Here is a 12,472-nt window from a genome sequence, read left to right as displayed (position 1 = left end):
ATGTTTCTGGAGAAAGACATGCAAAAAAATACCCTCTGGTTCAATGGCCTATCGATGGATGACGTCGATAAAGTCGGTGGAAAAAATGCTTCACTTGGTGAGATGGTTTCTAACCTATCAAATGCTGGGGTTTCTGTACCCAATGGTTTTGCTACCACCTCTTATGCCTTTAATCAGTTTCTTGATTTTGAAGGACTCGATGACCGAATCCATGCATTACTTGATGAATTAGATGTCGAAGATGTTGACGCATTGCGTAAAACTGGTGCAAAAATCCGTCAATGGGTTCTTGAGGCCCCATTCCCTCAAGATTTAGAACAAGATATTAGAAGCAATTACCAAACACTCATCGATGATAATGAGGAGCTTTCGGTAGCTGTACGTTCTTCTGCTACCGCTGAAGACCTTCCCGACGCTTCTTTCGCGGGCCAGCAAGAAACCTTCTTAAACGTAAAAGGAATCGACGCGGTCCTAGAAGCAACTAAGCATGTTTATGCATCACTATTTAATGACCGCGCTATATCGTATCGAGTTCATCAGGGCTTCGATCATAGAGGTATTTCCCTTTCAGCAGGTATACAGCGCATGGTTCGCTCTGATAAAGCCTCTTCTGGAGTCATGTTTACCCTCGATACAGAATCAGGCTTTGATCAAGTAGTATTCATCACCTCGTCTTGGGGACTAGGTGAAATGGTTGTACAAGGTGCAGTCAATCCAGATGAATTTTATGTACATAAACCACTACTTGAAGCCGGCCATCCTTCTATTGTGAAGAAGACATTCGGCTCAAAACAAATCAAAATGATTTACTCGGATAACCAAGAGATCGGTAAACAGGTAAGCATTATTGATACCTCAGAAGAAGAGCGTGAAACCTTTTCTTTAAATAACGATGAAATTGCTGAACTAGCAAAGCAAGCCATCATTATTGAACAGCATTATCAACGTCCAATGGATATTGAGTGGGCGAAGGATGGTATAGATGGAAAGCTTTACATCGTACAAGCTCGACCAGAAACCGTTTGCTCACAAAGCGAAAAAAATGTTATCGAAAGATATGAGCTCAATAATAAAGCAGACGTTTTAGTTGAAGGTCGAGCAATCGGCCAGCGCATCGGCTCTGGACCAGTGAGACTAGTTGACTCTCTCGACCAAATGTCTCTTGTTCAAGAAGGTGATGTTCTTGTTACAGACATGACTGATCCGGATTGGGAACCAGTTATGAAAAAAGCCTCCGCGATTGTAACAAACCGTGGTGGTCGTACTTGTCATGCGGCGATTATCGCAAGAGAGCTTGGTATTCCGGCAATTGTAGGATGTGGTAATGCCACGAGTAGCCTTACAGATGGATCGCAAGTTACCATCTCTTGTGCCGAGGGAGAAACAGGCTATGTTTATGATGGTAACCTTAATTTTGAGGTAAAGCGCTCTTCTGTTGATGAACTTCCATTATTACCGACAAAAGTCATGATGAATGTCGGCAATCCAGATCGCGCATTTGATTTTGCTCAAATCCCTAATGAGGGTGTCGGCTTAGCTCGGTTAGAATTCATCATCAATAAAATGATAGGTATTCACCCGAAAGCACTCCTAAACTTCGAGCATCAATCAGATGAACTAAAACAAGAAATACGCCAGCGTATTCGCGGGTACAATGATCCGATCGATTTTTACGTCAGTAAGCTTACCGAAGGCATCGCAACCATTGCTGCAGCATTCTGGCCAAAACGAGTTATCGTACGCATGTCAGACTTCAAGTCTAATGAATACAGTAACCTTGTCGGTGGTAAAGACTACGAACCTCATGAAGAGAATCCAATGCTTGGCTTCAGGGGAGCGTCTAGATACATCTCCCCTGTATTTGAAGATTGCTTTGAATTAGAAACGCAAGCAATCAAGCGCGTAAGAAACGAAATGGGGCTGAAAAATGTGGAAGTCATGATCCCATTCGTACGCACACCAAGTGAGGCAGCCTCTGTTATTGACTTACTAGCGAAGTTTGGTTTACGTCGTGGCGATCAAGGCTTAAAAGTGATTATGATGTGTGAGCTTCCATCGAATGCAGTTCTTGCCGATGAGTTCCTAAAATACTTTGATGGGTTCTCAATCGGTTCAAACGATATGACGCAACTTGCCTTAGGACTCGACCGTGATTCTGGTGATGTTGCTCATCTTTTCGATGAGAGAAACCCTGCTGTTAAAGCGCTGCTAAAAATGGCCATCGACGCGGCGACAAAAGCAGGCAAGTATGTGGGCATTTGTGGACAAGGCCCTTCTGATCACGACGACCTTGCAGAGTGGCTTATGGAACAGGGAATAAGCTCAGTATCACTCAATCCAGATACAGTGATCGACACTTGGCTAAAGCTGGGCAATGTCACTAAGAACTAATCGGACTTAGCGCTAATAGGATTAAAAAGGCTTCCATATGGAGGCCTTTTTAATGGATACTTTTTATCCCGAAGCGTTACCGCCTTCAAGTTGAGCAAGCTCAATTTCTTTAACTTTAAGCATTTTATCCATTTTATAGCGATTACGCTCAAATTCGACCATTTGGCTTTTTGGTACAGACTGAGCCATTGGAATATTTGCGGTTAACGCATTGACTGGTCTGCCTCTATCGATGAGTTCATAGTGTATGTGTGGTCCAGTGACTCTACCCGTCGCACCAGATAGACCTATTCTTTGGCCTCGCGATACTTTTTGACCTTTTCTAACAAGGATCTTACTGAGGTGTAAGTAACGAGTTTTGTATCGACTGCCATGTTCTATAACAACATAGTTACCTGCATACGGGTGCTTTCGAGTCATAATAACCACTCCATCACCTGTCGAAACAATAGGTGTTCCAGTTGGAGTCGCCCAGTCTGTTCCGTTGTGAGGTGAGATTCTTCCAGTGACCGGGTGCTTACGCCTTGGGTTAAAACCAGAACTCATTCGATAACGCCCATTTACAGGCTCTCTTTGGAAAGCTCGCTGTAGACTGTCGCCATTTTCGTCGTAGTACTGGCCATCGCTGTGCAAATACGCCGAATAAACTTGTCCACGGTTGAATATCTTAATAGCTTGGATCTCTGTATTACCTGTTGAGGTGTTACCAACAAACTGGCGAGATTGAACGACCTCAAATTTGTCCCCAGCACGTAAATCACGACCGAAGTTGATTTTATCTTTCAACAAACCAACTACTTGCTCTATTTCCGACTTTCCAAGCCCCATAGAATTGACAGACTGAGAAAAACTGCCTTTTATCTGACCTACCAGAGGAAAAGATTTCCACTCTCCCGGAATTTTTATATCGGAAAATTCATAATTACCATCATCTAGTCGCTGGTAAACCGCCCTGTCAACCAAACTAAACTCAAGTTCCATCTTCTCTAGGTGGGTATTTTTGTCGTCTCGCCAAAAGCGCAAAGTATTCCCTGGTCTTAATGTATCTAGAGCGAGATAATTGAGATCGGTTTCCATGATCCTCATTAGGTCACTATATCCAAAACCCAGCTGTTCAAAAATTTTGCTTAAGCTGTCTCCTCTCTGTATGACATACTCATAATCAGGGTGGTGGTATGACGACTCATTGGTCGGAGAAGACTCTAAAGCTAGGGATGAGTCTGGGAGAGACAGTTCAATCGTTTTATGATATCTGTCATTTTTTTGAGCGCCTGATATAACGGCAGCGAGAAGAACAGGAATACTCAATACCATGATCTTCCTCGATCTTGACAGCCCTTGGAATCTAGATTTCAAACGTGTCGACAGCACCATGTGACCTATTGCATCGTATTAAACAAAAGCGTAAGAGTACGTATTTATATAGAACTTGTCACCTTTTCAATGCAAAATTACTAGCAAAAAAAACAAAAGAACTAGTGTAATTGGCATTTTTTAGTGATTAATGCTTAGTTCTTCTATGCTTCGGCATCATAAATTGAGCCTATCAATACCTCTTAAGCCGATCTAACTCAGTAACACCTACTCAGGCAATTATGATTCGGTCATAAACTTTTAATTGTGTTTCACTAAAGTTTTGCCATCCAAAATAGCCACTCGGAGTGATTGATCTATGTTTGGCTCACTTACAGTTTCAAAATCTATCAAAATGATGTCTTTTTCATCATAATGGACCTTTTCAATCACAATATCACTCCCTAATAAGAGAGCTTGATCGCTGAATAGCCGTCTTCTCATTTCATCAAAAAAAGCAAGTGCCGCGTATGTCTTACTCTGATCTTTTTCAACCACATCAAAAAAGAAAAAGAACGTTGAACTATCTATTTTCTTTATGTGATTGCTCAAAATAGAAATTTGACCACTAACCGTACCATATCGATAAATGCCATATACTGTTTCATCGACTGGGTTGTAGTCCACCAAAGTACGAACAGCTCGCCTTGGTACCTCTATTACCCATTTGTTAGGTGTCTCTATTTGAAACAGCGATAACATCACAACATCATTGGTATTCGTCTGGTTGGAAAACTTTGTCAGGATCACTTCATCACCAATACTCAACCGATATACTGCCGCGATTATGACAGCAACTAACAGCATGATAGGTAGTGACAATATTAGAGGAATTCTCATAGCGTATGATTTTTAGACCTATATACCCAAGTAACCTCTTATTAAAGATACAAGCAAACAAAGACTAAAACAAAAAACTCAGCACGTGATTAAGTTCAAGCTGTTAACCTCTGACTTAACAGAAACGTAAATAATGTGCTTCTCTCCCTTGAAACATTAAGATAAACAAATTAACATCCTCGACACATTTAGCCACTAAATTAAAAATATTCAATGTTTTATTTTGAATATTTAGCATAATTTATTGAATAGTATTGCAAGGAAGCAATGAAACGGTTAACCTTGCCCGTTTGATAATATATGGAAGTTTAGTGAATATATATCCAGCTCATGCTGGTGATAGATATTTAACTAGTAGTAATTCGAGAAATGTATGCAAAATAGTGCTCAGTCAGCAGAACAACCGAGAAACAAAAGCAGTTTTTGGATGTTCCTTATCCCCTCTATTATCGGTCTCTTCCTGTTCATGGCTCCAATTAGTTATGATGGAGACATAACCATACCCGTTGCCGTGCTGGCAAAATCAATTCAGGCACTATTGGGCGACCATATGGTTAGCCTCATCACAGCAATTATTGCTTTTATGGCGTTCACGTCATTAATTTGTAAACTTCACACACCGTCAATTATAGCCAACGATGCCTTTTTAAACGCGTTGTTCAACCCAAACATGCTATGGTTATGTGTCAGACTAATTGGGGGGGCTGCGGTAGTTATGACCTACTTCCAAATCGGTCCAAAGGCGATATGGGAAGAAAATACTGGCGGACTTGTTTTAGAAGGGCTTCTACCGACACTCTTTTCGGTATTTATCTTCGCAGGGTTACTACTTCCTCTGTTACTCAACTTTGGACTACTTGAGCTGTTCGGAACCCTATTAAGTAAAGTGATGCGTCCAGTATTTAACTTACCGGGAAGAAGTGCAATTGACTGTATGGCCTCATGGTTGGGCGATGGCTCGGTCGGCATACTACTTACGAGTAAACAATACGAAAATAAATTTTATACACAACGAGAGGCTGCGGTAGTTGGCACAACGTTTTCTGCTGTATCGATTACATTCAGTCTAGTTGTGATAGCACAAGTCAATCTAGAACATCTATTCTTACCTTTTTACGGTACAGTGTGTCTTGCTGGTATAGTAGCTGCTATTATCATTCCACGTTTACCTCCACTTAGCCTGAAGAAAAACACCTTTATTGATGGCTCAAAACCCGCTCAAGATGCTGATGCTATCCCGGTAGGTCACTCCACTTTCTCTTGGGGTATGGAGCAAGCTCTAAAGAAATCATCTCAAGTTAAGTCATTCAAAGGTGTTTTCAAAGAAGGCGTTCACAATGCAATAGATATGGTATTTGGCGTTCTGCCGGTTGTCATGGGATTAGGTACAATCGCCTTAGTTATTGCTGAGTACACATCGCTATTTAGCACATTAGGTCAGCCATTTATTCCCTTTTTAGAGATGCTTGGCATACCGGAGGCAGTCAAAGCTTCTGAAACCATCGTTGTTGGTTTCGCCGATATGTTTATTCCGGCGATTTTAGCCGCTTCAATCGACAACGAGATGACACGGTTTGTAATTGCAGCTATGTCTGTTACTCAGCTAATCTATATGTCAGAAGTCGGTGCGCTGCTACTCGGGAGTAAAATACCCGTCAATATTTTTGAACTGTTCGCCATATTTATCCTTCGAACACTCATTACATTACCTGTCATTGCCGCAATGGCTCACCTTATCTTCTGATTGAGAAGCGGTGAAGAACAAAGGTACTGTTCTTCACCGCTGTATCCACCAAAGTAACTTCAACGCAGTTCTCTAGGCCTTATAAAGAAATCGGATACCAGTGAGATAACACGCTGCAATAGCGAGTGATTTAAATGCGATTTGACAATGAGTCTGCCTGATAGCTCATCCTCAGAAAACAAATTATTTTCATTTAACCTAACACCCTAACGCCAATTGAATACTTACATCATTTGTTAAACATTCTTCGCTATCTACATTCAAAGAAAAGATCTTAGTTTTGATAAAAAATCCATTATCTCAAAGATAAGACTTACCTATTAGTAAATCTAACTTATTATTCTGCTTCAAGTTTTTTACACCCAAATAATACCTTGATGTTTGAGTGTAGTTATTACGCGATGATTCTAAACTGAATAATATGTTGGATAGAGATGGACAAAGGAACATTAGGAAAACTGAAAAGCCTCATAGTTTTATCGATATTTTTTTCACCTGTTTTGTTCGCCTTCGAGTTCATCGATAATGAGCGAGCCTATCTCGCAACAAGTGGGAAGATTCACGCAAAAGCACTAATGAGCAATAGAAAAAAAAATGAGTTCTCTTTTGGTGACTCTGACCTTGCACTAAAAGCTAAGTACTTTGTTACCGACTCAACCTTTATATCATCAGGTACAGAGGCTGAAGTCAAAGTCGACGAAGAGAGAAACGAAGATCAATTCTCGATTTCACAATATTACTTTGGAGTAGGAAAAGAGTCATTTGGTTCGTTAACTTATGGAAAACACACTACTTCATCAGAGAATCTAAATGGCGTTGATTTTTCGCAAATCTTTGGCGGGCAGTCAAACCTTAACTTAATCGGGGCGAAAAGAGAGACACTAAAATATGTTTACAGCAATGAACTCTTTTCGTTGAACATGACATATGGTCTAAAAAACAATCAACAAGACCAATCATTACACGAGTTTTTTGGTCAATTAAAGTTGGCTGATACAACCATTAGAGGTGGTGTTGGGGCTACTAAAACTCAAAACAACCTTTATCAGAAAGAGTCCATCTACTCTCATTTAACAGCTATCATAAGCAGCGGAGATATAGGTTTAGGTTCAACTTACTATTTTAATAAAAGTGAAGAGACTAGAAATCAAAAAGACTTAACCTACACACACGCTGTTGCCATCGCTGGCAGGTTGGAGTGGACTAAAGAGCTAACATTGTTTAGTGGCTATGAATTTGTGATTCAAATCCAACCTCAAAAGGACAAAAAGAGTAAACACAACCTTTATTTGGGGAGTTCTTACCAAATCAATGATTGGTCAGCGGTTCAAGTCGAGCTTAACCATCTTGACCCTCTGGTGGGTTCAAATCAGGTGAATATCGGGATAGGAGTTGCTTTCTTTTTATAGCTACAGTCACAGGCTAAAGCCTGTGACTGTAGAGAAGTTATCGATTTCCTCGGCGCTCTCTGACAGCAGAGGCAAGCTGGCGTAATACTTTTTCTGTATCTTCCCAACCAATACACGCGTCAGTGATAGACTGGCCATAAGTTTCGGCTTTTCCGTCAACTAGGTCTTGTCTTCCCTCGACAAGGTGTGATTCTATCATCACACCAAATATGGCTTGCTCACCGCCAGCAATCTGGTTAGATACATCATCAGAAACGGCCATTTGACGTTGATATTGCTTAGCGCTGTTTGCGTGGCTGAAATCAATCATCACTTTTTCTGCTAGACCAGATGAAGCAAGTTGCTGCTTAATATCACCTACATGATCAGCACTGTAGTTTGGCTCTTTTCCGCCCCGCAATATGATATGACAATCAGGGTTTCCTGCTGTTTCAATAATGGCCGAATGCCCATATTTTGTCACTGAAAGAAAATGGTGTGAAGAGCTTGCTGAACGAATGGCATCTGTCGCAATCTTTATATTACCATCAGTACCATTTTTGAACCCCACAGGACATGAGATCCCAGATGCAAGTTCACGGTGAACCTGAGACTCTGTTGTCCTCGCGCCGATTGCTCCCCAACTAATGAGGTCTGCCACATATTGCGGAGAAATCATATCTAAGAATTCGCTTGCTGTAGGCATTCCCATATCAGTGAGATCAAGTAAGAGCTTGCGACCAATCCTCAAACCATCATTAATCTTGAAAGTATCATTAAGGTAGGGGTCATTAATTAGCCCTTTCCAGCCAACCGTAGTGCGGGGTTTCTCAAAATACACCCTCATAACCACTTCCAAGTCATCATTGAGTTCGTCGCGCAACGTTTTGAGGCGTTTGCCATACTCTATCGCTGCCTCAGTGTCGTGTATGGAGCATGGTCCAACTATAACAAGCAGACGATCATCCTGACCCTTGAGAATATTGGTTATCGCCTCTCGAGATCGAAAGGTAGTTGAAGAAGCAGATTCGGTTGCCGGAAACTTCTCTAAAACAGCGACTGGGGGTAACAACTCTTTGGATTTATTAATTCTTACATCATCAGTTTGAAACATTGCTTACTTCTTCCTATCTATCTACAGCTCAACGACGTATTGGTGAGTAAGTTAAAAACCTACGAACACGATTGTCTCTTTCCATGTAACTTATCTATCAAAAACCAAGGTTGCAAGCACTTTTTTAATCAAAAGGCAATATTTCACCTAACTTTACAATTTACAACCTCTGTAAAAAAAAATTAACACCTATAATCAATTACTAATGGATCAGTCTCAGAGAAAATATTTTTCCGTCGCAACGACTTACTCCTCTATGATATCTTTAGTGCATGACAATAAAAAATAATGAATTGAACGATTGGATATGAATGCCATAGAGTTTAACAATGTCGAGAAGTGGTACGGAAACTATCACGCCTTAAAGAATATCAATCTTAATGTTAAGAAAGGCGAAATCTTTGTCATATGTGGTCCTTCTGGTTCAGGTAAATCAACATTAATTAGAACCATCAATCAATTGGAGGAGGTCGAACAAGGGCATATACATGTACTAGGCCGCCTTCCTAAAAAGCAAAACCAAGGTGAAGTTGGGATGGTATTCCAACACTTCAACCTGTTCCCCCACCTAACAGTGCTTGAAAACTTAACGCTATCTCCCATAAGAACCTTAGGCCTTTCAAAAGAAGAGGCCACGGATATAGCTCTGCACTTTTTAGCCAAAGTTAATATTAAAGATCAAGCAGATAAATACCCTTCACAGCTTTCGGGAGGACAACAACAAAGAGTCGCAATTGCACGTTCCTTGTGCATGAAGCCATCCATTCTCTTATTCGATGAGCCAACATCAGCTCTCGATCCAGAAACAATTAAGGAAGTATTAGACGTTATGACCGACCTTGCACAAGATGGCATTACTATGATGTGCGTCACTCATGAAATGGGCTTTGCCAAGAGAGTGGCGCATAGAGTCGTGTTCATGGACCAAGGTGAAATTATTGAAGTCGGTACCCCGAGTGAAATATTTGAACACCCGCAAAGCCCGAGAACTCGTGCCTTCCTAGATCAGGTTTTGAGCCACTAAATGAAAAAGTTAATCAAACCTGTATTATCTGCAGCCTTGCAAATATTCGTGCTTTTCGCTGGCTTAGCTTGGCTTTTGTCTTCTGGAGCAAACTCAATGGGCTATCAATGGCAATGGGAGCGCGTCCCAGACTTCATCGCATTTTATGAAGATGGACAGTGGTGGCCCGCCGAGCTCATCGATGGTCTGACCGTGACAATTAAAATATCTATGATAAGTCTTTTATTTACACTTCTTATCGGTATGGTTACGGCGCTTTTAAGACTCTCCAGCTCACGAGTTGGCAGAGGGATCGCATTGCTTTACGTTGAATTAATAAGAAATACTCCCCTACTGGTACAAATATACCTACTCTATTTTGTTTTTGGCCCGATCATTGGGCTCGACCGCTTTACTACAGCAATTGTAGCGCTGGCTTTATTCCAAGGTGCTTATACGGCCGAAGTTTTTAGAGCAGGCCTCAACAGCATTCCTAAGGGTCAATACGAAGCAGCGAAATCTCTTGGACTCAATCGATTTTTTACCTTCTATGATGTGATCCTACCCCAAGTCATTCAACGTACATTACCTCCTTTGGCTAATGAAGTTGTTTCTTTGGTAAAGAATTCTTCAATAGTAAGCGTAATGGCTATTTTTGACCTGACTACCGAAGCACGAAACATCGTATCAGAAACAGCAATGCCATTTGAGATATGGTTCACTGTTGCTGCAATCTATCTAGGGCTAACATTAACGCTTTCAGCCGTATCATCAATTTTAGAAACAAAGCTCGGCTCTCATTGGCGCGCGCAATAATAGGGATCTAGAATGAAAAATTTCAGAATCAAACTTAATGCTCTTATACGAAAATTAGCCTTTCTTGCAGCAACAGTGTCCGTATTGGTCTGTTCTCCTAGTTTCGCGACGACAACACCCAACCTAGATAAAATAAATGAACGTGGAACCATAAGAGTTGGCATGTCTACCTTTGTACCTTGGGCAATGCGCAACAAACAAGGCGACCTTATCGGTTTCGAAATTGATGTTGCCAAGAGGCTTGCAAAAGATTCTGGCTGGAAAGTGGAATTCGTGCCGACAGCTTGGGACGGTATCATACCTGCTCTTTTGGCTAAAAAGTTTGATGTCATAATCGGCGGAATGAGTGTTACCCCTGAGCGTTCTAAAAGCATCCTTTTCTCAGTCCCCTATTCACATTCTGGGGTACAGTTAGCGGCAAACAAAGCACTTGCGAATGGATTTTCATCAATGGCTGATTTTAATTCTCGACGGATAAAAATAGCAGCTCGAAGAGGTGCATATACGGTTCAAGTGGCAAGAGAGACATTCCCAAAAGCTAAAATTCTTCAGTTTGATGATGACTCACAAGCGTTCCAAGAAGTCCTAAACGGGAATGCGCACGCTGTAATTGCCTCAAGCCCGAAGCCTGAATTCGAAACAATCAGGCACAAGGACCAGCTTTTCCTTCCTTTTGGGCAGCGTCTTTCAAAAGGCAATGAAGCTTTCGCTGTGCGGCTTGGAGAAAGCGATAAACAAAATTTTTTCAATCAATGGATTGCTGAGCGAACCAAAGACGGTTGGTTAGAAGAACGTTATGAATATTGGTTTTCAACCTTAGATTGGCAGAACCAAATGACCGCAAGCCAATAAGTTTACTGCCTCGCCAATACCGCGAGGCATCCTTTTACAAATTTTACTTTGATAATGAGAAAAGTCAGCTTCATGAATAGGCATAAGACTTCACTAAAAAATCCACTGTTTAATCGGCTCGATATAATACTGATAGCCGTAATAGCTACCTTTGTCAGTTGGCTCTATTATCGATCTTCGGTCGGTATTAATTATCATTGGCGCTGGCATGAGGCCTTTGATCTGATCTTTGTTTCTAGCTCAAACGGAAGTTTGCCTTATTTCTTTCAAGGCTTAATTTCCACTATTCGTATCAGTATCTTCGGCATACTACTCGCATTCACTTTAGGCATTATAATTGGTGTCGCTCGTCGCTCGTCCCTATCATTTTTAAGAATACCTGCGAGTATATTTGTTCATCTCATACGTAACATTCCACCACTGGTGTTCATATTCATATTTTATTTCTTTGTATCAAGCCAACTTGTCCCAGCATTAGGGCTAGATAGCTTATTGAGGGATAACACTGATGAAGTAAGTTCTTGGCAACTCATATTTTTCGGCCCTCCAAACCTTTGGGAAAACCTGCTTTCAGGGGTGCTTTGTGTGGGCTTTCTATCCTCAGCTTATATTGCCGAAATTATTCGCGCTGGACTCGATGGGGTTGCAAAAGGCCAATGGGAAGCAGCGGACTCACTTGGTTTATCTAATTGGGTCAAATACCGCTACATAATAGCACCCCAAGTCATTGCTTCTGTCACTCCAACGCTTGCAGGACAAGCGATTTCTTTAGTTAAGGATACTTCCATCGTCTCACTTATTTCGATTCAAGAGATGACGTTCGTTGGTACTGAAATTGCCAATTCATCTGGGCTTATTTTCGAAATTTGGTTGATCATTGGCCTATTCTATTTTCTGCTGTGTCTCTCTTTGTCGGTTACTTTTAAATCGCTAGAGAAAAAGAGTCGTCGTTATTTAAAAAGTTAATAAAC

The 12,472-nt window shown here is 41.1% G+C and carries 10 protein-coding genes; 7 read left to right on the top strand and 3 right to left on the bottom strand.

Going from position 1 to position 12,472, the window contains the following annotated elements:
• On the top strand, nt 1–2,391 hold the full coding sequence (gene ppsA, locus RH40_RS09350; RefSeq protein WP_086009800.1) for a phosphoenolpyruvate synthase: 2,391 nt from the start codon (nt 1–3) through the stop codon (nt 2,389–2,391).
• 63 nt (nt 2,392–2,454) lie between these two features.
• Here ppsA and shyA read toward each other — a convergent pair whose 3' ends face one another.
• Nucleotides 2,455–3,765: a peptidoglycan DD-endopeptidase ShyA gene (gene shyA, locus RH40_RS09345; RefSeq protein WP_500691344.1), complete on the bottom strand. Its 1,311-nt coding sequence runs from the start codon at nt 3,763–3,765 to the stop codon at nt 2,455–2,457.
• 240 nt (nt 3,766–4,005) lie between these two features.
• A complete protein-coding gene (locus RH40_RS09340; RefSeq protein ID WP_009601215.1) occupies nt 4,006–4,584 on the bottom strand; it encodes a hypothetical protein in 579 nt (192 codons plus the stop codon).
• Nucleotides 4,585–4,957: 373 nt separating this feature from the next.
• Between RH40_RS09340 and RH40_RS09335 the strand changes: the two genes are divergently transcribed.
• Nucleotides 4,958–6,328: a YjiH family protein gene (locus RH40_RS09335; protein WP_009601214.1), complete on the top strand. Its 1,371-nt coding sequence runs from the start codon at nt 4,958–4,960 to the stop codon at nt 6,326–6,328.
• Nucleotides 6,329–6,762: 434 nt separating this feature from the next.
• On the top strand, nt 6,763–7,737 hold the full coding sequence (locus tag RH40_RS09330) for a porin (RefSeq protein ID WP_009601213.1): 975 nt from the start codon (nt 6,763–6,765) through the stop codon (nt 7,735–7,737).
• 37 nt (nt 7,738–7,774) lie between these two features.
• Here the strand turns inward: RH40_RS09330 and aroG are convergent, their stop codons facing one another.
• The gene (gene aroG / locus RH40_RS09325; protein WP_009601212.1) at nt 7,775–8,830 is read right to left on the bottom strand and encodes a 3-deoxy-7-phosphoheptulonate synthase AroG; all 1,056 of its coding nucleotides are present in this window, start codon (nt 8,828–8,830) and stop codon (nt 7,775–7,777) included.
• 307 nt (nt 8,831–9,137) lie between these two features.
• Between aroG and RH40_RS09320 the strand changes: the two genes are divergently transcribed.
• Genes RH40_RS09320 through RH40_RS09305 form a run of 4 tightly spaced genes read left to right on the top strand, consistent with a single transcriptional unit; the run spans nt 9,138 to nt 12,467 of the window.
• On the top strand, nt 9,138–9,854 hold the full coding sequence (locus tag RH40_RS09320; protein ID WP_009601211.1) for an amino acid ABC transporter ATP-binding protein: 717 nt from the start codon (nt 9,138–9,140) through the stop codon (nt 9,852–9,854).
• Nucleotides 9,855–10,649: an amino acid ABC transporter permease gene (locus RH40_RS09315; RefSeq protein ID WP_009601210.1), complete on the top strand. Its 795-nt coding sequence runs from the start codon at nt 9,855–9,857 to the stop codon at nt 10,647–10,649.
• Between the two features lie 12 nt (nt 10,650–10,661).
• Complete coding sequence (locus RH40_RS09310) at nt 10,662–11,501, top strand: transporter substrate-binding domain-containing protein (RefSeq protein ID WP_009601209.1); 840 nt, start codon at nt 10,662–10,664, stop codon at nt 11,499–11,501.
• Nucleotides 11,502–11,555: 54 nt separating this feature from the next.
• A complete protein-coding gene (locus tag RH40_RS09305) occupies nt 11,556–12,467 on the top strand; it encodes an amino acid ABC transporter permease (RefSeq protein ID WP_039954498.1) in 912 nt (303 codons plus the stop codon).
• Nucleotides 12,468–12,472 lie beyond the last annotated feature (5 nt).

Origin of the sequence: Vibrio caribbeanicus ATCC BAA-2122 (genome assembly GCF_000165125.1) — a bacterium.
In the GTDB taxonomy this organism is placed as follows: domain Bacteria; phylum Pseudomonadota; class Gammaproteobacteria; order Enterobacterales; family Vibrionaceae; genus Vibrio; species Vibrio caribbeanicus.
This window is presented reverse-complemented; position numbering and strand designations above follow the sequence as displayed.